This is a genomic window from Streptomyces sp. NPDC050439 (genome assembly GCF_040655335.1).
Lineage (GTDB): Bacteria > Actinomycetota > Actinomycetes > Streptomycetales > Streptomycetaceae > Streptomyces.
On the sequence record NZ_JBFAJT010000010.1, the window covers coordinates 343,151 to 364,447 of the forward strand.

The 21,297-nt window shown below is 69.6% G+C and carries 23 protein-coding genes; 12 read left to right on the plus strand and 11 right to left on the minus strand.

Annotation, left to right across the window (positions count from 1 at the left end; all coding sequences use genetic code 11):
- The first annotated feature begins 90 nt into the window (after positions 1-90).
- Positions 91-1,044 (plus strand): peptidoglycan DD-metalloendopeptidase family protein, encoded by a 954-nt coding sequence (locus AB0I66_RS36300; protein ID WP_363212304.1) that lies wholly within the window; start codon positions 91-93, stop codon positions 1,042-1,044.
- An 80-nt stretch (positions 1,045-1,124) separates the two neighbouring features.
- Here the strand turns inward: AB0I66_RS36300 and AB0I66_RS36305 are convergent, their stop codons facing one another.
- On the minus strand, positions 1,125-1,970 hold the full coding sequence (locus tag AB0I66_RS36305; protein WP_363212305.1) for an NAD(P)H-binding protein: 846 nt from the start codon (positions 1,968-1,970) through the stop codon (positions 1,125-1,127).
- A gap of 84 nt (positions 1,971-2,054) precedes the next feature.
- Between AB0I66_RS36305 and AB0I66_RS36310 the strand changes: the two genes are divergently transcribed.
- Together AB0I66_RS36310 and AB0I66_RS36315 are read left to right on the plus strand one after the other, a co-directional pair.
- Positions 2,055-2,657, plus strand: a complete 603-nt coding sequence (locus AB0I66_RS36310; RefSeq protein ID WP_363212306.1) for a TetR/AcrR family transcriptional regulator — start codon at positions 2,055-2,057, stop codon at positions 2,655-2,657.
- 595 nt (positions 2,658-3,252) lie between these two features.
- Complete coding sequence (locus tag AB0I66_RS36315) at positions 3,253-4,644, plus strand: MFS transporter (protein WP_363212307.1); 1,392 nt, start codon at positions 3,253-3,255, stop codon at positions 4,642-4,644.
- Positions 4,645-4,661: 17 nt separating this feature from the next.
- Here the strand turns inward: AB0I66_RS36315 and AB0I66_RS36320 are convergent, their stop codons facing one another.
- Positions 4,662-5,132, minus strand: a complete 471-nt coding sequence (locus tag AB0I66_RS36320) for a helix-turn-helix domain-containing protein (protein ID WP_363212308.1) — start codon at positions 5,130-5,132, stop codon at positions 4,662-4,664.
- A 120-nt stretch (positions 5,133-5,252) separates the two neighbouring features.
- Between AB0I66_RS36320 and AB0I66_RS36325 the strand changes: the two genes are divergently transcribed.
- The 3 genes from AB0I66_RS36325 to AB0I66_RS36335 all read left to right on the plus strand — a co-directional run bounded on the left by AB0I66_RS36325 (position 5,253) and on the right by AB0I66_RS36335 (position 7,240).
- Positions 5,253-6,170 (plus strand): NADP-dependent oxidoreductase, encoded by a 918-nt coding sequence (locus tag AB0I66_RS36325; RefSeq protein ID WP_363212309.1) that lies wholly within the window; start codon positions 5,253-5,255, stop codon positions 6,168-6,170.
- Between the two features lie 234 nt (positions 6,171-6,404).
- The gene (locus tag AB0I66_RS36330; RefSeq protein ID WP_363212310.1) at positions 6,405-6,833 is read left to right on the plus strand and encodes a DUF4267 domain-containing protein; all 429 of its coding nucleotides are present in this window, start codon (positions 6,405-6,407) and stop codon (positions 6,831-6,833) included.
- Positions 6,834-6,850: 17 nt separating this feature from the next.
- Positions 6,851-7,240, plus strand: coding sequence for a hypothetical protein (locus AB0I66_RS36335; RefSeq protein ID WP_363212311.1), 390 nt, complete (start codon positions 6,851-6,853; stop codon positions 7,238-7,240).
- A 55-nt stretch (positions 7,241-7,295) separates the two neighbouring features.
- Here AB0I66_RS36335 and AB0I66_RS36340 read toward each other — a convergent pair whose 3' ends face one another.
- Positions 7,296-7,583: a cupin domain-containing protein gene (locus tag AB0I66_RS36340; protein ID WP_363212312.1), complete on the minus strand. Its 288-nt coding sequence runs from the start codon at positions 7,581-7,583 to the stop codon at positions 7,296-7,298.
- 120 nt (positions 7,584-7,703) lie between these two features.
- On the opposite strand from AB0I66_RS36340, the gene AB0I66_RS36345 reads away from it, so the two are divergent.
- Positions 7,704-8,411 (plus strand): SMI1/KNR4 family protein, encoded by a 708-nt coding sequence (locus tag AB0I66_RS36345; RefSeq protein WP_363212313.1) that lies wholly within the window; start codon positions 7,704-7,706, stop codon positions 8,409-8,411.
- A gap of 3 nt (positions 8,412-8,414) precedes the next feature.
- Here AB0I66_RS36345 and AB0I66_RS36350 read toward each other — a convergent pair whose 3' ends face one another.
- From AB0I66_RS36350 to AB0I66_RS36360, 3 genes are all read right to left on the minus strand, one after another.
- Positions 8,415-8,873: a GNAT family N-acetyltransferase gene (locus AB0I66_RS36350; protein WP_363212381.1), complete on the minus strand. Its 459-nt coding sequence runs from the start codon at positions 8,871-8,873 to the stop codon at positions 8,415-8,417.
- Between the two features lie 139 nt (positions 8,874-9,012).
- Complete coding sequence (locus tag AB0I66_RS36355) at positions 9,013-9,303, minus strand: peptidoglycan-binding domain-containing protein (RefSeq protein WP_363212314.1); 291 nt, start codon at positions 9,301-9,303, stop codon at positions 9,013-9,015.
- Between the two features lie 79 nt (positions 9,304-9,382).
- The gene (locus AB0I66_RS36360; RefSeq protein ID WP_363212315.1) at positions 9,383-9,691 is read right to left on the minus strand and encodes a hypothetical protein; all 309 of its coding nucleotides are present in this window, start codon (positions 9,689-9,691) and stop codon (positions 9,383-9,385) included.
- A gap of 386 nt (positions 9,692-10,077) precedes the next feature.
- On the opposite strand from AB0I66_RS36360, the gene AB0I66_RS36365 reads away from it, so the two are divergent.
- The 5 genes from AB0I66_RS36365 to AB0I66_RS36385 all read left to right on the plus strand — a co-directional run bounded on the left by AB0I66_RS36365 (position 10,078) and on the right by AB0I66_RS36385 (position 14,807).
- On the plus strand, positions 10,078-10,860 hold the full coding sequence (locus tag AB0I66_RS36365) for an MHYT domain-containing protein (protein WP_363212316.1): 783 nt from the start codon (positions 10,078-10,080) through the stop codon (positions 10,858-10,860).
- 225 nt (positions 10,861-11,085) lie between these two features.
- Positions 11,086-13,320 carry a nitrate- and nitrite sensing domain-containing protein gene (locus AB0I66_RS36370; RefSeq protein ID WP_363212317.1) on the plus strand — a complete coding sequence of 745 codons (2,235 nt, stop codon included), beginning with the start codon at positions 11,086-11,088 and terminating at the stop codon, positions 13,318-13,320.
- Complete coding sequence (locus AB0I66_RS36375) at positions 13,317-13,781, plus strand: roadblock/LC7 domain-containing protein (RefSeq protein WP_363212318.1); 465 nt, start codon at positions 13,317-13,319, stop codon at positions 13,779-13,781. Before AB0I66_RS36370 ends, AB0I66_RS36375 begins: the two co-directional genes overlap by 4 nt.
- A complete protein-coding gene (locus tag AB0I66_RS36380) occupies positions 13,778-14,230 on the plus strand; it encodes a DUF742 domain-containing protein (RefSeq protein ID WP_363212319.1) in 453 nt (150 codons plus the stop codon). The genes AB0I66_RS36375 and AB0I66_RS36380 overlap by 4 nt, the downstream gene beginning before the upstream one ends.
- Entirely contained in the window at positions 14,211-14,807 is a 597-nt protein-coding gene (locus AB0I66_RS36385) for an ATP/GTP-binding protein (RefSeq protein WP_363212320.1), read from the plus strand. Before AB0I66_RS36380 ends, AB0I66_RS36385 begins: the two co-directional genes overlap by 20 nt.
- Positions 14,808-14,843: 36 nt before the next feature.
- On the opposite strand, the gene AB0I66_RS36390 is transcribed toward AB0I66_RS36385, so the two are convergent.
- The 5 genes from AB0I66_RS36390 to AB0I66_RS36410 form a co-directional block, all read right to left on the minus strand.
- Complete coding sequence (locus tag AB0I66_RS36390; protein WP_363212321.1) at positions 14,844-15,536, minus strand: hypothetical protein; 693 nt, start codon at positions 15,534-15,536, stop codon at positions 14,844-14,846.
- 202 nt (positions 15,537-15,738) lie between these two features.
- Positions 15,739-16,806, minus strand: a complete 1,068-nt coding sequence (locus tag AB0I66_RS36395) for a class I SAM-dependent methyltransferase (RefSeq protein WP_363212322.1) — start codon at positions 16,804-16,806, stop codon at positions 15,739-15,741.
- A 175-nt stretch (positions 16,807-16,981) separates the two neighbouring features.
- Positions 16,982-17,458 (minus strand): (2Fe-2S)-binding protein, encoded by a 477-nt coding sequence (locus AB0I66_RS36400; protein WP_363212323.1) that lies wholly within the window; start codon positions 17,456-17,458, stop codon positions 16,982-16,984.
- A gap of 45 nt (positions 17,459-17,503) precedes the next feature.
- Positions 17,504-19,828 (minus strand): molybdopterin cofactor-binding domain-containing protein, encoded by a 2,325-nt coding sequence (locus AB0I66_RS36405; RefSeq protein WP_363212324.1) that lies wholly within the window; start codon positions 19,826-19,828, stop codon positions 17,504-17,506.
- Positions 19,829-20,064: 236 nt separating this feature from the next.
- Entirely contained in the window at positions 20,065-21,291 is a 1,227-nt protein-coding gene (locus AB0I66_RS36410) for an oxygenase MpaB family protein (RefSeq protein WP_363212325.1), read from the minus strand.
- Positions 21,292-21,297 lie beyond the last annotated feature (6 nt).

The window sequence follows — 21,297 nt, forward strand, 5'->3', positions numbered from 1 at the left end:
ACCCTATCTTCTTCCAGGTACCGGCCCAGCGATTCGGTGCACAGACTCGGTGCTGCCGTCACATCCCACCGGGCGACAGGAGCAGGACCGATGACACGGCACACGCAGCACAGTTCACCACCCCAGCCCCTGCGGAACAGTCGGCTCGGCGCGCGCCACCTCCTATGGCTGCTGGTCGGCGCCGCAGGTGCGCTGACACTGGTGCTGAGCGCCGGGGCGAGCGCGCCCGCAGTCTCACCCGGCGCGAGCGGTACGACAGCGGCTGGCACCTCGGAGCGCGCCGCGAGACCCGACTTCCAGATGCCGCTGTCGTGTGGCACCGCATGGCAGCTCAACACCTACGACTCCGGTCACAACCCGGCTCTGGACATCGTGGTCAAGGGCAACACCGGCTCGGACGCCAAGCCAGTGCTGGCCGGGGCAGCAGGCACCGTGTCGTACACCGGGAAGGACACCGGGGCCGGGAACATCATCCAAGTCGACCACGGCGGCGGCTGGTTCTCCGCGTACTACCACCTCAAGGACGCCGCCACCGCCTACGTACGGGTCGGCGACCAGGTCGAGGCAGCCACTCAGATCGGCCGCATCGGCGCCACCGGCTCGAACAGCGGCAATTGGTCCCACCTCCACTACGAACAGCGCTACCGCTCCTCGGGCAGCGGCCCGACCGACGAGGGCGACCGCGTGCCGGTGGTCCTGAACGGCACCCAGTACACCGGGGTCGGTCGCGAGTGGTCCAGCGTGACCAGCCAGAACTGCTCCGCCTGGGCCAACTGCCCGGAAACGTACGTGTGCTTCTACTCGGGCCCGAACGGCACCGGCACCGTGTGCCGGTCGGCCGGGAACTCCGGTGCGACCGGATGCGGCCTGCGCAGGTCGTACTTCAACAACGGCTCCGAGGAGCCCGGTTACGACCACGTGCAGGTCTCGTTCGCCGAGGGCGGTGGCATGTGCCTGCACCGCGGCTGGGAGGAGGGACGCGGCAACTTCCCGGGCGACGGCAAGACCATCACGTCCTGGCGCTGGCGCGGAGAGTGCAGCTGATGACCCCAGCGGTGCGTCCGTGAGCTCGTTGTCCCGCGTGTGAGGCGGCCCCGGTCGGCGACGACCGGGGCCGGTGGGTTCTATCGGAAGGCCGCCAAGTTGGCCGTGGCCCATTCCCCGAAAGGCCGTGCCGGGCGGCCCAGCACGTTCTCCACATCGGGGCTGATCAGCTGCTCGGTCGGCAGGGGCACGCCGAGGGCATCCAAGGTGCCGTCGATGACCTCTGCGGGCATGAACTGCGCCATCTGCGCGTGGGCTTCCTCGCGGGACAGCTCCACGAAGGTGACGTCCTCGCCCAGGGCCCGGGAGATGGCCGTGGCCTGCCCGCGCGGGCTGATGACCTCGGGCCCGGTCAGTTCGTACGTGCGACCCTCGTGCCCGTCTTCGTGCAGGGCGGCCGCGGCGACCGCGGCGATGTCGGCCGGGTCGATGACGGGCAGGGCGACATCGCCGAACGGGGCGTAAACCGTGCGTTTAGTGCGGATCGGCTCGGTCCACGCGTAGGCGTTGGAGGCGAAGCCGCCCGGGCGCAGGATCGTGAAGTCGGCTCCGGACGCGCGTACGGCGGCCTCGAAAGCGCGCAGGCGAGCATGCGACGGGGCTGTGGGGCGGGTGGAGTTGAGCTGGGAGGAGAGCAGGACGATCCGCTTGACGCCTGCCTCCAGCGCCACGTTGACCAGAGCGTCCGGGCTTTCGCCGTGAGCGTTGAGCTCGCCGCCCAGCAGGACGAATAAGGCGTCGGCGCCCTCCAGGACCGGCTGCATGCTCGCGCTGTCGCCGATATCGGCCACGGCGTGCCCGGTCCCGGCCGGGAGCGCATCGGGTCGAGGGCGTCGCGAGACGGCCACGACATCCTTGCCCACCTCGGCCAGGAGGGGCACCAGGGTCCGTCCGATGTTGCCCGTCGCTCCGGTCACCACGATCATTTCGTTCCCCCAAGAAGTTAGTTAGCTGACTTACTTAGGAGGAAGCTAGCACGGCGCCACCAGGGGTTGTCTATAGTCAGTTGGGTGACTAACTCAGCGAAGCCCAAGACGCGCGGGGCGGACAAGCGCCGACGGCTGGCCACCGAGGCGGCCCGCGTCCTGCACGAACAGGGAGTCGAGCGCACCACGCTCGCCGACATCGCGCGCGCAGCGGACGTACCCGTGGGCAACGTCTACTACTACTTCAAGACCAAGGACGAACTGGTCTTGGCCGCACTCTCCGAGCACGGCGCCCACCTGGACGAACTCACCGGCCGCCTGGACCAGTTGCCCGATCCGCACGACCGCCTCAAGGCCCTGATCGAGGCCTGGATCGACCAGCGCGACATGGCCGCCCGCTACGGCTGCCCCACCGGCACCCTGGCCGTCGAACTCGACAAACGCGCCGACGGAATCCTCGACACCGAGGCCGGCACGACGATCCGGCGCCTCCTGCAGTGGGCCGAGCAGCAGTTCCGCGCCCTGGGCCTGCCCCACCCCGAGGACCTCGCCCTCACCCTCATCTCGGCCTACCAGGGGATGTCACTGCTGACCAACGCCCTGCGCGACCCGGACATCATGACCCGCCAGGGAGCTCAGCTTCTCCGCTGGCTCGACTCCCTCAAGAGCGCGGACCCGGCCACCTAGAAGGTGATCAGCGATCGGACCTCCGCCCGGGTGCCACTGCTTTGTGCCGTGCACCGAGCGGCCCCCGTGCGGGGTCTGGGCACAGGGTCCGCCCGCCCGCACAGACATCGGTGCGGGTTGTCCTTGTAACCGCTGATCCCCCGGGGGTAACAGCAAGATTCAGCCCCTGAGGCGACAGGCGAGGGACAAACAGGGCGAAGAGCGCCGTGGGGTGCCTGGAAAAAAAACACTTTTCGCCGGAGCGGGCGGACGTTTATGCTGGTCCGGTTCCTTTGCCGCCCCGCATGACGTGTGCGTGTCCTTCGAGGTGATGACTTATATCCCAGGCCAAGTAGCCGTCTCTCCCGGGCTCTGCCCGCGGACCCCCGCCTGAGCGATCAGGCGGTTTGTGCTGTCCGCTGTGAAGACGGTGTTTCCCGATGGCCTGGGCTCCGTGGCATTTCCCTGTGCGCAGTAGGCGTACGCGGGCCTTGGCCTGCCCGTTTCTCCTACTTCTCAGAACAGGAACCCCTGCACCGTGTCTCGTGACACCCGCAACGCCCCGTCCCGCCCAGATACAGCCTCTGACGGACCTTCGCGCCCCGGCAGTCAGATCATGCTGGCCGTGGTGCTCCTGGGTGAGCTGATGGCCGTCCTGGACGCGTCAGTCGTCGACACCGCCCTGCCCACCATCCAGCAGGACACCGGCGCCACGGCGACCGGCCTCCAGTGGACCCACGCCGCCTACGCCCTCACCCTCGGCATCGGGCTGATCACCGGGGGCCGCCTCGGTGACCTCTACGGCCGCAAGCGCACCTTCCTCTACGGCACCGGCGCCTTCACCGCTGCCTCCCTGCTGTGCACCCTGGCCACCGGTCCGGCCACCCTGATCGCCGCCCGCGCGCTGCAGGGCGCCGGCGCGGCAGTCATGATCCCGCAGGTCCTGGCCACCCTGCATGTCACCTTCTCCGGCAGCGCCCGCGCCAAGGCGTTCGGCCTGTACGGGACCGTCATGTCCGTCGGCAGCGTCGCCGGCCCGGTTCTGGGCGGTCTGCTCGTGCAGGCCGACCTGTTCGGCCTGTCTTGGCGGTCCATCTTTCTGATCAACGTTCCGCTCGGCGTTGCCACCGTCGTGCTCGGCAACCGGTACCTCAGCGAATCCCGCGACCGCCAGGCTCTGCGCCCGGACCCGACGGGGATGGTCCTCTGCGCGCTCGGGCTGCTACTCATCGCCTACCCCCTGAGCGCGGGCGGTGCTCTCGGCTGGCCGTGGTGGACGTTCACGGCCATGTCCGCGGGCGCGGCCGTACTGGCGGGCCTGATCCTCCAACAGCGGGCCGCCACCCGTAAGGGCGGCTTGCCTCTGATAGTGCTGGCCCTGTTCTCCGGCCGCCCCTTCTCCGGAGGCATGGCCGCCCAGCTGGTCCTGGGGCTGCTGTCGGGCCTGTTCTTCATGTGCTGGACGCTCTTCATGCAGCAGGGCCTGGGCCTGAGCCCGTCACGTGCGGCGCTCGGCTTCCTCCTCCTCACCCTCACCGAGATCGCGGGCGCCTGGCTCGCCACGGCCGCCGTCGCCCGCCACCGACGCCGCGCACCCCAAGCCGGTGCGCTGCTCGCGGCACTGGCCCTGGCCGCCTTCCACCTGCTGGCCACCACATACGGCACCGGCCTCTCGATGACCGCGATGGCCGTGCCGGTCCTGGCGCTGGGCCTCGGCCTCGGCATGATCGGCGCCCCACTCACCGACCTCACCATCGGCCGCGTCGACGACGCACACGCCGGGTCGGCCTCGGGCCTGTTCAACACAGCCATGCACCTGGGCATCGCCCTGGGAGTCGTCCTCACCGGGGTGGTCTTCTTCGCCCACGATCAGAGCGCGACCGCCCGCGGCAATGAGGTCGTCGATGCCTTCACCGCCACACTTCCGTACGTGATCGGCGGCCTGCTGATCGTGTGGGCCCTGATGTTCTTCCTCCCCCGGGCCACTCCACGTACCTGCCGGCTCTGAGCCTCACGCGCGGAGGTTCACTCACCGAGCTCGCTTTGTCCGCGTTGGTCTGCGGCTCGGTGGTGTTCCTCGCGGTGGGCGAGTACTTCGGTCATGTTGGTCTCGGCCCAGTCCTTGAGGCCGATCATGACGCGGTTCAGGGAGAGACCGAGGTCGGTGATCTCGTACGTGACGGTGACGGGCACGGTGGGCGTGACGGTCCGGGTGACCATGCCGTCCACTTCCAGGGAGCGCAGGGTCTGGGTGAGCATCTTCTGGCTGGCGCCCGCGAGTCGGCGGGACAGTTCGGAGTAGCGCATCGACCGGGGGTCGTCTCCGTGGTCGACCCCGGGGCGGTGCGGTCCGTCGCTGCCGAGCGCAGCGAGGATCAACGCGACCCACTTGTCGGAGATCCGCTCGAGCAGTTGGTGGCTGGGACAGCCCTTTATGAACGCGTTGTAGCTCGCCTTCTCCTCGGCCCGCCGCTGAGCCGCCGTCCGCGTCGACATCGATCGCTCCTTCGCCACCCGAGGGGGGTTACGCACTCTCAAGTGCCTGCTTCCGCACAGAGGTTAACGAAACCAGCATGGAACCCGGAAGCAATCACCCCACCGCAAAGGAACAAGGCCATGAGTGCTGCCACTTTCCGTACCGCCGTCGTCCGCGTCCCGAACGGCCCCGACTCCATCGAAATCATCGACGTACCCGTCGTCGAGCCCGGCCCCGGCCAGGTCCGCGTCGCCATCGCCGCGGCGACGGTCAACCCCACCGACCTCGGCGTCGCAGCGGGCTTCTTCCACACCATCGGACTGGTGAATCAGCCCGAACACACCGGGCTGGGCTGGGAGTTCGCCGGTGTCGTGGACGCCGCCGGGCCGGGCGTCGATCTGGCCCCCGGCACGCGGGTGGCCGGCCTGGTGGCCGGCTTCGACCGCGACTACGGCACCTATGCCGAGCAGATCGTGGTCGCAGCAGCCGAGGTCGCCCGGGTCCCCGACGATCTCGACCTGCTGGCCGCGACCACGGTCCCCCTCAACGGGCTGGCCGCCGCGCAGATCGTCGACTTGCTCGGCGACGCACCCGCCGGGGCCGCGCGACTGCTGGTGACCGGCGCCGCGGGGGCGGTCGGAGCGAACGTCACCGTCCTCGCCCGGGACCGTGGCTGGCAGGTCACTGGGCTCGCGCGCCCCGGCGACGAGGAGTTCGTGCGCGGCCTCGGCGCCGACTTCACCAAGCACTCCGAGCCGGGATGGGACGCGGTCGTCGACGCAGCGGAACTCAACGACCAGGCCCTCAGGCTGGTCCGCGACGGCGGCGCCTACGTCGGCCTTCGGCCCGGCCTCGGCCCTGACACCGAGCGCGACATCACCGTCACCTCCCTGCTTACGACCTCCGACCACGGCCGCATCGCCGGCCTCCTCACCCGTGCCGCCGCAGGCGAACTGCCAACCCGCGTGCACGCGGTCGTCCCCCTGGACCAGGCCGCCGACGCCCACCGGGCAACCGCCGAGGGCGGCCTCCGCGGCCGCTACGTCATCTGCCCCTGACCGGCCCAGCACGTCGAGCGCCACCGCAAGGTCGAACGCCGGGGCGGTGGCAGTCCCCTGCTGCGTACCACCTCGTCGGCAGCACCCAGCAAGACGAGAAGCCTGGGGCAAGGGCCCCCACAGCGCGCTCCCTGCGGCCGGTCACGCTGTTGCGGCGCCTCGCGAGGCACCGCAACAGCCGCCGTCGCTCCCATTCCGATCTACCCGCCGTACGACATCTTCAGGAGATTCGTCATGACCATGAAGCGCCTCGCCACCGTCCTCGCCCTCCTCGGCGGACTGTTCCTCCTCTACATCGGGGCCCTCTTCCTCTTCGACCCGCAGGCATCGGCCGAAGGGTTCGGGCTGCCGACCTGGCCACAGGGCCAAGGCGAGGGGTTCCTCGCGGTCAAGGGCATGAGAGACATCGGCTTCGGACTGGTGATACTCGCGCTGCTGCTGGCCGGGCAGCGCAAGGCGCTTGGCCTGGCGATGGCAGCCATGGCCGTCGTCCCGGTCAGCGACATGGTCATGGTGCTGACCGAAGGGGGTTCGGCGGCGACGGCGTACGGCGTCCACGGGCTGACCGCGGCCGCGGTCGCCGTGACCGCGGGGCTGTTGCTGCGCGAGCGGCCGGCGGCAGCTGCAGGCGCCCCAGCCCCCATTGACCTCAAGCGTGGTTGAGGCACGACGCTCGGCATATGGCGAACACCGAGTCCCACACCATCCTGTTCCGCAACACCATGCGCATTACTGAGGGCCACCTCACCGCGTTCAAGAAGGCCATCGCGCAAGCCATCGCCTTCACCGGCGAACACGGCCCCCAGCTCATGGTCGACGTCTTCATCGACGAGGAACGCATGCTCGCGCACAGTTTCCAGCTGTACGCGGACACGGAGGCCATCCGCACCCATTGGAAGATCTCCGATCCCTACATCCGTAGCGTCATGGAGCACTGCACGGTGGAGTACTTCGAGATTTTCGGCGACCCCGAGCCGGACATCGTCACCGCGGTCTCCACGCCGGACGGCGATCCGATCAAGTTCACTCACTCGCCCCGACTGACCGGCTTCAACCGCCTTACGGCGTAGCACGGATGCCTGAGCGGCCGAATTCACGGCGAAGCCCTACACCGTAGTCGGACAGCTACTTCAGCAGTTCGATCTCGACGAAGGCCAAAGGCGCATCGCCGGCGTTGACGACCTCATGTTCACCACCGGCCGGCCGGGCGTAGGACACGCCTGCCCGCAGTTGCGAGGAGCTGACCGTGCCATCGGGGGTGATCACGTCGGTGCGTCCGTCGGTGACGGGCACCACGACGTAGTCATGTTCGTGCACGTGACGGCCCGTGCTCTCCCGGGGCTCGAAATCCCAGCGGGTGACCCGTACCTGCTCGTCCTCGTGCTGCAGGGTGGCACGCGCGGTGGTCGTCATGGCTCAGCTCCTCATTGTCGGTTGCCACACCTGTACGGCGACTGGCGTGCAAGATCCCAAGGCAGGCTAGCTGTTACGGCCTGCGTGGGGCGGGACAGGGCCGTCGATACGCTCACCGGCATGACGAGCAGCGATGACGATTTCATGCGTGTGCAGCGGGCCTGGAAGCAGATCGAGATGTGGATGGGGTGCCACGCGCCCGCCTCGCGCGCCATGCTCAATCCGCCCGCCGCTCCGGACCGGATCGCGAAGTGGGAGGCCACGATGGGCTTCCCCCTTCCCCCGGCTCTCAGGGCGCTCTATCTGTTGCACGACGGCAGTCGGGGTTACGACCAGGACCAGTTCGGGCTCCACCCGCACAGCAAGGGGCCTCTGCCCGCGCCGGCCGACGATGCTTCCCGTGCCTGGGAGGCGCAGTGGGCTGCCGCTCTCTTCCTGCCCGGCCCCGGCATTCACACCGGCTTCGCCTGGCTCCCCCTCGACGAGGTGATGATGCAACATCCGGTGCATCAGGGCGTCGAAGACGAGTACCACCGGCTCGTCCCCTTCGCCGCCGACACCCTTGATTCCTCCATGTCCGGCTTCTTCGTCGATCCGCGGAATGGGCAAGTAGGTTCATGGGCCGATGAGGGGCAGGTGGAGTTCGAGTTCGGCACTCTCCTCGACTACCTCGAACAGATCGCCGCCGCGCTCGACAGCGGCGGCACCGCCTTCGGCCACCGACCCGCCCTGCACGCCGGCGGCGCACTCGGTTGGCCGGACAGCGACGGCGATCCGGACGGACTCGGCGGCGACGTCTGGACGTGGGTGCCCGAGGGCGGCGTCTGAGCTCTACGATGCCGCGTAACAGTGGACCGTCACGGTCTGGTGCTGGCTCCAGCGCTGTTCCATCGTGGCCAGGCGTTGCCAGCCCAGCCGCTCGTACAAGGCTGCTGCGGCGATGTCGGAAGCCACGACGTCGAGCACCGGATGGAGTCCGCCTTGTCGCGCGGCCTCCTCGGCTTGGCCGAGCAGCAGTGCGCCGATCCCGTGTCCCCGCGCCTGCGGGGACACGAACAGCCGGCTGACCACCGCGGTCAGATCCGTTCGCGTCCCCTTGCGCTCGCTCCACAATCCGGGGGCCAGATCGCCTTCGCCGCTGCGGGACAAGCTGACATGACCGACCAGACGGCCGTCGAGGTCGGCGACCCAAGCCCCCAGCAGGGAAGCGTTCGACAGCCAATCGCCGGGCCGCTCGGGCCAGTTCACCGGATAGCCGTCAGCGTGATGGACTCTTTCGAGGACCTCCACGCACGTCTCGATGTCCCCGTCGGTCCTCCGCCGGATCCTGCGGCCTGACTTCTCCTCGGCGGTTTCGAAGCTCTCCTTGTTCACTTCGGCATCGAAGCACAGGCCATAGACCCACCACCAGCCACTTATGTTCCACGCTCTAGTCGACGGGCCAGACGCCTTCCTTGTACTTCGGGTTCGGGGACTGGTCCGGGTGCAGGCACTTCCAGGTCTTCGGGCCCACGATCCCGTCCACCGTGATTCCGCACGCACTCTGGATACGGCGCATGGCCGAATAGGTGTCCGAACCGAAGTACCCGTCCTGGTTGGTCAGCTTCCGGCCGCGGGTCAGTTCGGGGTGGCTCCCGCTGTACGGGCACGTTCCCGCCACCGGCAGCACCCGGCCCAGTTCCACCTCGTCTGCCGCGGGCCCGCTGTTCGAGGCGCTCACCAGCGCTGCGACGGCCCCAGAGCTACCGCGGCACTACCTGTTTTCAAACAGGGAGCCTACGACGTCGACACGTGCTGAGTCAGAGGTCGCTGTCGATGCCGGTGACAGCCGGCGGGCCGAGCGGAGCATCCGCCACGTTGATGCCCGCCTTCTCCAAAGCCGTCGTGACCAGCTTCGACGCCTCAAGTTCCGCCTCGTAGCGGTCCGCGGCCTTCACTTCGAGACGGATCGAGAAACGGCCGCCCTCGTCCAGGGTGAGCAGATCCAGGCCCTCCTCTTCACTCACCTCCGTGTGGCGAGAAGCCAGGCCTCGCTCCAGCGCCGAGCGCGCCGCCTCATCGATGTCGGTGAGGAAGGTGCCGGGGACAGTGATCACGAAGGTGGTCATGACGGCTCCATAAGTTGTTGGGCGGCCGGCGAGGGCCGGATATGTGGCTGGTGACGGCCACCTGCTCGTGTGCCCCACCTTTTTCCCTTCCGCTCGGTTGACTAACCCACCCTCAATCGGCGCGGATCCTGCACCGCCATGTCCCGCATGTCCGGAACCAGGTGCCTCGCCCCCGGTGTCGCGAGCGGTTCGATACGTGGCGTGACAAGAGTCGCACCTGTGTGTGCGACTGGTGACGGTTCCATGGGCATGTGGCCCGTGAACTCGGGCTTTACTGATCGGTATCCCTCACATCAAGCGGATTTCGTTCCTCCGGGTCGGAGATCCACTGCGTGCTAGCGTCCCGGATCGCCGGGGGGCCGACACAGCAAAGTGAGAGGAATCCCGTGGGTCACATGCACCACATGGCAGGAGGCTGGGCCACTCCGGTCCTGTCGTATGCCATGGCCGTCGTCGGCGCCGCGCTGGGTCTGCGCTGCACCGTGCGCGCTCTGGCAGCCGGGGGGCGGTCCAAGCGGAACTGGCTGATCAGTGCCTCTGTCGCCATCGGTGCCGGCATCTGGACCATGCACTTCATCGCGATGCTCGGCTACACCGTCCAAGGCACGGCGATCCGCTACGACATCCCGCTGACGCTGCTCAGCCTGGTCGTCGCCATCGCCGTCGTAGGTGCGGGCGTCTTCACCGCCGGCTACGGAAAGTCCCGGCCGCGTTCGATCGCACTGGGCGGCATCGGCACCGGACTTGGCGTCGCCGCCATGCACTACATCGGCATGGCGGCCGCTCAGCTCAACGGCTCTCTCTCGTACGATCCCGCGCTCGTCGCGGCCTCCGTACTCATCGCGATCGCCGCCGCCTCCGCCGCGCTGTGGGCCGCACTGTCCGTGCGGGGGCCCGCCGTCGCGGCTGTCGCCTCGCTCGTGATGGGCCTGGCGGTGAGCAGCATGCATTACACCGGCATGGCCGCCGTCACCGTGGACGTACACGCCGGCACCGCACCGCTCCAAGGCGCGAGCGCCACCGCCTTCATCCTGCCGCTCGCCGTGGTGCTCGGCTCCTTCCTCTTCTTGACGTGCGCGTTCGTCGCGCTGTCCCCCACGGCGCGTGAGCGCGCCGAGAGCGAGGCCGCGGCCCGCCCGCTGCACGAGGTCGAACTCCCCGTCGCCTGACCGCAGCCGGGCCGCCCCGGCCCGCGCCCGCCCTCTTCCCCCCCCACCGCGGCACGCCATCACGTCACACACGTCGGCGCCGCGCGTTCCCCGGGCCCGACGCACTGCGCGCGCCCCCACACTCCTGCACCGCCAAGGAGCCCCTTCGTCATGCCCGCACGCCCTCTGGTGCCCGAACGCTGGCGCCCCTAATCGATCCGCGCCAAGGTCGTCACCCTGCTGACCGTGCCGATCCTCTCGCTGATGGCGCTGTGGGGACACGCGGCCGTCACCACCGCATCCCAGGTCTCGGCCACCGAACAGCTGCGCCAGATCAACGCGACCCTGGTGCGGCCCGTCGCCCACTTCACCTCCGCGGTGCAGGACGAGCGGTCCGCCGCCCTGAAGTACCAGGCCACGCCCGGCAACGCCGCCCGCGACGAGTTCGACGCGGCGCAGGCCCGTACGGACAAGACCGTCAGGGCGCTGCGCGCGGGCGTCCGCACCAGCAGCACCGGCCTCGCGGCCCTCGACACCGCGCTGCCCGGCCGAGTGCGCTCTCTGCTCACGAGCGCGGGCTCACTCGGTGAGCGGCGCGAGAGCAGCCGCGGCGCCTCCGCCGTGCTCTCCGATTACGGCACGGCCGTCGACCGGGCCTTCGCCGTCCGCTCCAAACTCGCGGGCGCCGACCAGCCCGACCGCGCCTCCACTACCCGCACGGTCCTCGAACTGGCCCGCGCCCGCGAGGCGTTGAGCCGCCAGGACGCTATGCTCGGCGCCGCGCGGGCGAGCGGGAGCATGTCGGCCACCCAATACCGTACGTTCGTCGGCGACGTCGCGCAGCAGCGCGGGTTCGTCGACGCGGCGGTGCCCGATCTGCGATCCGAGGACGCCACCGCCTACCGCAAGGTGCTCGACTCCTCCGCCGCCTCCGAGCTGGCCGACGCCCAGGACGACATCTCTGCTGCCGGCCCTTCCGGCGCCGCCACCGCGGTGACCGCGGCGGACTGGCACGCGGCCTTCGGCCCCACCATGGCCGGGCTCGCCACCGCCGAACAGGGCGCGATCGACACGGGCATCGACGCCAAGCCGTACTCCCTGTCAAACCTGGGCAGTTCCGGCCTCGCCGTGCTCCTCGGCCTGCTCGGTGTGATCCTCGCGCTCCTGCTCTCCGTGCGCATCGGACGCGGCCTGGTCGCGGATCTGACCGGACTGCGCAACTCCGCGCTGGAACTCGCCGCCCACCGGCTCCCGGCCGCCATCCGCCGCATCCACGACGGCGAGGCCCTCGACCTGGAGAAGGAAGCACCGCTCTCCCGCGACCCGGTCCGGGACGAGGTCGGCCAGGTCGGTGCGGCCCTCACCACGGTGCAGCGCGCCGCCCTGCGTGCCGTCGCGGGCCGCGCCGCCGTACTGACGGGCATCTCCGGCGTGTACGTCAGCCTCGCCCGCCGCAGCCAACTGCTGCTGCACCGGCAGCTGGAGCTCCTGGACACCATGGAGCGCCGCACCGAGAACCCCACGGATCTGGAGGATCTCTTCCGCCTGGACCACCTGACCACGCGGATGCGCCGCCACGCCGAGTCCCTGCTGATCCTCTCCGGCTCCGCGCCCGGCCGCGCCTGGCGCACCCCGGTCCCGTTGATCGACGCCGTACGCGCGGGCATCGCGGAGACCGAGGACATCGAGCGGATCCACCTGGACGACATCCCCGACCTGCGACTGGCCGGCACGGCGGTCGCCGACCTCGTCCACCTCGTCGCCGAACTCACCGAGAACGCCGCCGTGTACTCGCCGCCGCACACCCCCGTGGTGGTGCGCGCCCAAGAGGTCGGCGCGGGCTGCGTCCTGGAGATCGAGGACCGCGGCCTCGGCATGGGCGACGAGGCACTCGCCGCGGCCAACGAGAAGATCCAGGCCGCCGACGTCGACCTGCTCGACTCGCGCCAGCTGGGCCTGTTCGTGGTCAACCGCCTCGCCCAACGCCAGCACATCGAGGTGACGCTGCGCCGCTCGGTCTACGGTGGCATCACCGCCCTCATCTTCCTCCCCCAGCAGCTCCTGGAGGCCCCGCACCCGGGCCTGCGGCCGCTGCCGCAGGAGTCCGGCCCCGCTCCGTCCCTGCCGCACATCCCCGCCCAGCGCGAACGCGACCAACTTCCCGCCCGCGCCCGGCACGCCGCACCCCAGCAGCCCGAAACCCCGCCCACCCCCACCGCGCGCCCCACTCAAGCCCCGGCCGACGAGGACCAACTGCCACGCCGGGTACGCCAGGCCAGCCTCGCGCCCGAACTGCGCCAGGACCAGGAAGCCGACCAAGAAGCCGCCCCTGGCCCGCGCCTGCGCTCCCCGGAAGCCGCCCGCGCCACGATGGCGTCACTGCGCTCCGGCCGGCGCCGCGCCTCAGCCACCCGCGGCACCCCTCCCGGCCCCGAGTCCCCCCACCACACAGCGAACGACGAAGGGTCCCAAGACCGATGACGCCGACCTACTCCGTCACCACCGTGGGCCAGCACAGCGACGACCACGCCACGGGCGGCATCGACTGGCTCTTGGACGACCTCGTCGACCGCGTCGCGGAAGTGCGGCACGCGGTGATGCTCTCCACCGACGGCCTGTGCGTCGGCGCCTCGCAGGCGATGGGCCGCGACGAGTCCGAGCGCTTCGCCGCCATCGCCTCCGGCTTCCACTCCCTGGCCAAGGGGGCGGGCCGGCACTTCGACGCGGGCGGCGTCGTCCAGACCATGGTCGAGCTGCAGGGCGGCTTCCTCTTCGTGGTCGCCGCCGGAGACGGCTCCTGCATCGCCGTGTTCACCGACGGACACGCCGACATCGGCCTGGTCGCCTACGAGATGGCCCTGCTGGTCGACCGGGTGCGCGAACACCTCACCGTGCCCGCACGGTCGGACGACACCCCGGCACCCGACGGCGAAACCTCGTGACGGGCCCGCCTTCCAACCATCGCCCGGGCGGCCCGGGCGAGCGCTCCGCCGAGGCCTGGACCGACCGCTACGACGCCGAGGCCGGCCCCCTGGTCCGCCTCTACGCCATGACCGCCGGGCGCGCCCGCACGGACAACGGCGCCGAACGCGTAGACCTGATGGCGATCGTCCGGCCCACCGAAGGCACCCCACGCGGCCCGCTCCCGCCCGAACAGCGCGCGCTGTTGGCCCTGTGTGCCCAAGGCCCGAGCCCCGTCGCGGACCTCGCATCGGACTCGGGGCTGCCCCTTGGTGTCGTACGGGTCCTGCTCGGCGACCTCACGGCACAGGGCTTGCTCCACATCACGCCGCCCCAGTCCACCGCCTCCGCCTCCGCCTCCGCCTCAGGGGCAGAACACCCTCCCGCCCACCTCCTGCGAGAAGTGATCAATGGCCTCCGCGCACTCTGACCGCACGCGGCAATCGGCGCCCGCCGACTTCACCGCGCTCAAGCTCCTGATCGCCGGCGGCTTCGGCGTCGGCAAGACCACCCTGGTGGAGTCGGTCAGCGAGATCCGCCCCCTGCGCACCGAGGAACCCCTCACCGAGGCCTCACGCCCGGTGGACAGCCTCAAGGGGGTGGCCACCAAGTCCACGACCACGGTCGCCATGGACTTCGGCCGCATCACCCTGCGCGACAACCTCGCCCTGTACCTGTTCGGCACGCCCGGCCAGGACCGGTTCTGGTTCGTGTGGGACGAGTTGGCCACGGGCTGCCTCGGTGCGGTCGTCCTCGCCGACACACGCCGGCTCGCGGACTCCTTTCCCGCCGTGGACTATTTCGAGAGCCGCGGCATCCCGTTCATCGTCGGGGTCAACTGCTTCGACGGGATCCGCAGCCACACCCCCCAGGCGGTGGCCCGCGCGCTGGACCTCAACCCGGACACCCCCGTCCTGCTCTGCGACGTACGCGAGAGGGAGTCCGGCAAGGAGGTCCTGATCTCCCTGGTCGAGCACGTCCTGAGCCGGGAACTGGTCGCCCGCTGACGCCGGCGACCGGCCCGCCCGAGGGGCCCAATTCCGCTAGTAGCGGTGGCCGGGCCAGTGCGGATCCGTCCAGCGTGCCTCGTCGGCGAGGCCGAGCAGCCGTATCCGGTGCCGCAGATCCTCCGACGCGCCCGACTCCCGCAGCCGCGTCGCAGCGTGGCCGAGGAGCCAGGCGACCAGGTCGGCGCGGATCTTCTCCTCGTCATGCTCGTACCAACCGACGTACCACGGCAGGCTCTCCCCCAGCAGCTCGTACTCCCACTCCGCGGCCGCCTCGACGAGTCGTCGATCGCTGAGTTCCCCGGTCTGCTCTTCCCAGTCGGCCAGCCACGGCGCAACCGTTCCGGACGCCTCCACACACATCGCGAAGACCTCATGCGCGGGGACGACCGCATCCGGATCGGTGAGACTGGCGACCCACCAGGCATGCAGGAACTCACGTACCGGACCGGCGTGATCGTCGGGCCACTGCTGCCACCGTCCGCGGGCGAAGGAGAATCCCGCCTCCTCCAAGCCAGATAGGGGGTCCGCTTGACCAGTTACCAGGACCCGGGCGAACTGCGGCAGGATGCGGCGCAGCACGGCCGCGTGATCGGTCCAGTCGGTGGCCTGCCAGGCCCTGCGCAGAAGGTCCGGATCCAGTTCGACATCCGGTGTCTTCAACAGGGCGAGCTCCTCCGGACTGCCCCAGTGGCATTCGCAGTTGTGCTCATCCGGACGCGCGGTCATGCCGCGGAAGGTCACCGAGAGGTTTTCCAGGGCGGCGCGAAGGCGTCGGGAAACGGGACGGTCGTCGAGATGCAACATGTACTCGGCCTTCGAGGACTCCGGACGGCGTCAGCCGACCGAAGATCGCCACGTTACCCGGCAAAGCGGGGCCATGCACCGGCATTTACTGATGGCCGTGCGGATCATCGCAACTACCCCCGCCTCACGAGGACGACCTCACCGTCGCCACGTAGTAGAGGTTCACCGGGTCTCCCTCCACCGACCGTGTCTGTACGTCGGTGAAGCCGGCCTCACCGAGCATGCGGCGGGCGGTCTGCTCGCCCCACATCGTGCCCAGGCCCGCTCCCCCGGCGCCCAGCGATGTGGTCATGCAGTAGAAGACTGAGAAGCCGAAGAGGGCGGGCGCGAAGGGGTGGTCGAGGTTCTCCTCCAGCTTGCTGGAGGCGGCGATGTCACCCATCAGGAAGGTGCCTCCCTCACGCAGGGACGCGGCGACGGCGTTCAGGGTCTCCTGCGGCCGGGCCAGGTCGTGGATGACGTCGAAGGCGGTCACCAGGTCGTAGCGGCCCGTGATCTGCGTCGAGTCGCCGACCGTGAAGTGGACGTTGTCCAGGGAGCGGCGCGCGCTCTCCTCGCGGGCCGCCTCGATGCCTTCCTCGGACTGGTCGAGGCCGTGCAGGAGGCTGCGCGGGAACGCCTGGGCCAAGACCAGCGGCGCGTGCCCCTGCCCGGTGCCCACATCTAGGGCATCGATGCCGTCGCGCAGCCGCTCGGTGAGGCCGGGCACCAGCGGGATGATTCTCTCGACGAGGGCCGCGTCGTACACCCGGCCCGTCTCCAGCGCCTGCAGCGCCTGGAAACGGGGGTACGCCGAGTACGGGACTCCCCCGCCGTGGCGGAAGGCCTCGATGACCTGCTGTTCCACCTCACCCATCAGCGCGATGTAGGGCGTCATGCCGGCGAGGTTGTCGGGGCCCGCGGCGTCGGTCAGGGATGCGGCGTGTTCCGGCGGCAGCACATACAGCGCCCCCTCCGGGTCGTACTCGACGAACCCGCCGACGACCATGCCGCCCAGCCATTCGCGGACGTACCGCTCGTCCAGTTGCGCGGCCTTGGCGATGTCATCGCTCGTCGACGGCGGCAGCGTACTCATCGTGTCGAACAAACCGGTCTGATGGCCGGCGCTGACGAGGAGGGCCAGCACGCCTTTGTTGAGTACGTCGACCACGAGGCCGGCGAATTCCTCCTGCCGTACGGGATCCAGTGTCATGGTCCCTCCTCAGAGCAACACCACACTCGCCCCCACGCACAAATTTACGCCCCTTTCGGTGACCGAGCCGGACCGAAACGGCGCCGCCTGCACACGGTCATCAGACGGCGACCACCAGCTACTTTCCCGAGACCCGGCGGCCCTGCGGCCCGGCGACCCAGCTTCCCGGCTGCCCTCACATCTGCGCGGCGCCCGACCTGATGGCCTCGCGGATCCGTGCATAGGTGCCGCAGCGGCAGATGTTGCGGATGCCGTCGAGGTCGGCCTCGCTGATCTCGCGGCCTTCCTCCGCGGCTCGGCGGACCAGTGCGACGGCGGCCATGATCTGGCCCGGCTGGCAGTAGCCGCATTGGGCCACGTCGTGGTCGAGCCATGCTTCCTGCATGGGGTGCAGGTCCTTGCCCACCGTGGCCGGAAGGCCTTCGATCGTGGTGACCTCATCGGTGGGCCGCAGGTTGCCCACCGGGATCACGCAGGGATTGACCGCCTTGCCGTTGAGGTGACTGGTGCACGCCTTGCAGACGTTGATGCCGCAGCCGTACTTGGGGCCGGTGACACCAAGGACATCGCGCAGCACCCACAACAGCCGTTCGTCGTCGGCGATGTCGACGGTGACCTGCTCGCCGTTGAGGCGGAAGGTGTGCTGGGGCACAAGAGCTCCTTACATCAGGGGCGGGGGGCGGGGGAAGGGGGCACGTCAGAAGGCGTGGTCCAGGCCGTCGGTCGGTGAAGCAGGGATGGGCGGGGTCGTCGGCTTGGGCTCGAAGGAGAGGGTGGCGTGGTTGATGGGGAAGGTGGTGGGCATGGTGCCGATGGCACGGCCGTAGGCGCAGGCGACTGCGGCCATGGCCGCCGAGACGCCCAACTCGCCTGCGCCGCCCGGCTTTTCGCTGGTGTCCGGCATGATGATGATCTTCAACTCGGGTGGCGTGTTCCACTGCCGTGTGTAGAAGTAGTTGTCCCAGCTGGCCTCCAGGAAGTAGCCGTCCCGCAGGTGCAGGCTGGAGGTCAGGGCCAGGGCGATGCCGTCCATGGCACAGCCCATCATCTGCGCCTCGAGGCCGCGGGGGTTGACCGTGAGTCCGGCGTCCACGGCGAGTACGACCTTGGTGACACGTGGTCCGGTGACACCGTTGCGGATGGGGCGGTTGACGGTCTCGGGCCGGCAGTCGATCTCCACCAGGACGGCGCTGGTGGCGTGGTACTCGGAGTGGAACGCGATGCCCTGCGCCATGCCGTCCGGCATCGACCGGCCCCACTGCCCGGCTTCGGCGACCTTCTCCAGTACTGCCTTGGCTCGCTTGTCCTTGAGGAAGTCGCGCCGGAAGCGGTAGGGGTCCTTGTCCATCTTCGCGGCCAGTTCGTCGACGAGGAGTTCGCGGGCGCAGGTGGCGTCGGGTGAGTAGACGTTGCGCATGCTGCCCGTGTTGAAACTCTTGTCGGTCTCGTTCAGGAGGCGGCTGTGGACCCCGAAGTTGTAGGGCATGGACTGGGAGAGCTGGAAGAAGGTCTCGGAGAATCCGAGGTCGGCCACGGGCAGTTTCGCCGCCATGGCGGTGAGGATCTCCCCGAAGCCGTGGCTGAGGTCGGTGGCCACGCTGGTGTGGCGTTGCCGGTAGCTGAGGACGGTGTCGCCGAGGTAGGCGATGCGTACGCGGGAGGTGGCCATGGGGTGGGTGCGGCCCTGCCGGGAGTCGTCGGCGCGGTGCCACATGAGTTTGACCGGCTTGCCGATCTTCCGGGAGATCTCGACCGCTTCCAGGGCGGCGTCGAAGAAGAGCTTGCGCCCGAAGGAGCCGCCGCCCTCCGTGACGTGCACCGTGACGGCATGGAGCGGCAGCCCGAGTCTGGCGGCGATCGTCTCCTTGGCCACGATCGGCGATTTCAGGCTCGACCAGACCTCGGCGCGGTCGGAACGTACGTCGGCGATGGCGCAGTTGGTCTCCAGCGCGCTGTTGCTGCGGAAGTGGAAGGTGAAGCTGCCCTCCACGTACGGCGTCAACGGCGGGAGTCCGAGCGGCACTTCGGCGGCTTTCAGCTTTTTGAGCACGGTGGTGTCGGACTTGCCCTCCGCCGTTCCCGCCTTCCACGTCACCTTCAGCGCGCGCACGGCGTCGATGCACTGTCCGAAGGTCCGGGCGCGCACCGCCACGCCGGTCGAGATCACCGCGACGTCGGTGACGCCCGGCATGGCGCGGACCTCACCGGTGTTGGCCACTGACCCGACCTTGCCGTTGATGGTCGGGGGGCGGCACACCATGGTCGGGGCGGCGTCCGGGACGCGCAGGTCCATCGCGAACTTCTTGCGCCCGGTGACCGCGTCCAGGGCGTCGATACGGCGCTGGGGTGTGCCGATGACGCTGAACTGCTCGGTGGGCTTGAGCTCGGCGGTGACCTGCTGTGTCCGTACGCCCGCGGCTTTCTCGGCGAGTGCGCCGATGGCGATGTTCCGGCCCGCGGGGCCGGTGACGACTCCCGCTGCGAGGGTGAGGTCGCCGACAGGGGCACCGAGTTCGACCGCCGCGGCCTGCAGCAGCCGGCCGCGTGCGATGGCGGCGGCCACCCGGACCGGCGTGTAGGTCGAGATGGTGGTGTTGGACGCGCCGGTGAGCTGGTTGAAGACGAGCTCCGGTCGCGCGTCGGCCAGGGTGACCCGCACTTGTGCGAGGGGTACGTCCATCTCTTCGGCGATCAGCATGGCCGTCGATGTGGTGATGCCCTGGCCCACCTCGGCCCGGGGCAGGGCGAAGGACACCGTGCCGTCGCTGTTGACCTGGACCGTGATCAGGCCGGAGGTCGGCAGGGCCGCCGCCGTCATGACGTCGTTGAGGTCCACCAGTTCGGTGACCTCGGGCGAGGGGATCCCGTCTGCGGGGACCTGCGCCGTGGCCCGGTCAGCCGGTATGAGTTCGGCGGCGGTCACCAGCGTCGGCGCCGCAAGGACGAAACCCAGGAAACGGCGTCTGCCCAGGCCGGCGTCTTGCGCGGTCGGTCGGCCGGGCCCGCGGTCGGCACCGTTCATCGATGGTCGCCCCCGCCCGGCGTGGCGCGTCCGGCAGTTGGCCGGCGGAGGCGGGTGGTGGTCCCGCTGCTGAGCGATCTCATCGTGGTGTCCATGGGTGCGGCTCGGCTCCGGTGGTCGTGGCGGGGGGGGTGCCCGGGGCGGTGGCGGGAGGGGGTGCCACCGCCCCGGGCTTGGCCGGCAACCGGGCGTCGTGGCCGCGCCGGCTGTCGCAGGCCTTCGGGACGGGCAGGCCTTCAGGAGGGGCGGTTCATGTCCGGGATGTCGATGGAGATGGGCAGGCGGGCTTCGGCGAGGAACAGCAGGACGAACTTGCGGATGGCTTCCTCCAGGGTCCACATGATCCCGGGGATGCCGGGAAGGGGGATCAGCTTTTCGCGGAAGGCCACGAGGAGCGGCCAGGCACCGGCGATCAGGGGCGTCAGGACGGGCTCCTTGGACAGGCCGATCATGTCGCCGACCCGGTCGCCGAGCGTGTAGCGGGAGAACGCGCTGATCAGCGGACGCGTCAGGCCGGCGTCGAGTTCGGCCACGATGTCGAGCAGGACCTTGGTCAGCGCCTTCCCTTCCGTCGTGGCGGCCAGGATCGGGTCGAGGACTTGCTGGGACTGGGCTTCGGCCGCCTGCCAGGTGGCCGGGATGTACTCCTCTCGGACGCCGAGCATGTTCGCGGTCACCTGCCATACGTGCAGATAGGCGTCGGCGTCACCGTCGGAGACCCGGACACGCCATTCTTTCAGCTTGCGCATGACAAGTGTGGCCAGACTGTGCCAGGTGACCAGAATGTCCGCCTGGCTGATGGGGATCTTCTGGCCGCCGCTGTTCTGCACCCAGGCCGGGGACTGCGGCAGCAGATGCCGTACCGCCGCGTGGACCATGCGCGTCTTCACCGCGGTCACGATCATCGAGCCCTGCGGCTGGTAGGCGTCCAAGTCCCCGATGTCGTAACCGAGTCGCGCCGTCTTGGCGATGCGGTCCTTCATGTCCGCACCGCCCTTGGAGTAGTAGACGGCCCGCGCCTCCCGGGGAATGGCGGTGCTCATCAGACCGCTGCCGAGGCCGTACAGCGCCCCCACGTAGATTCCCTTGGTCTTGCTGAACTGGGCGCCGCGGTCGAGTTCGGCCCGGTCGGCCCAGGACGGCAGCCGGCGGGCGTGCTCCATGAACTCCCGCAGATCACGCGGCAGTCCGTCGGGAAGCGTTTGATCGTTGCGGGTCCACTGCCGTAACGCCTCGTTGACCTTGGCCACCTCACCGCGGTCGAGTACGGCGGCCAGGACCGGGTCGGCCTCCTCGTCCCACAGCCATTGCGGGTCGACGCCCGCGCCCTTGCCCGCGATCGACGATGCGGGAGACCACGACCACAGGGACCGCGCGCCGGCCGGGGAGGCCATGCTCAGGGCCCCGACGGCGCCCAGGGTTCCGCCCGTCATCAACACCTTGCGTCTGCTGAGTTCATCCATCGTTGT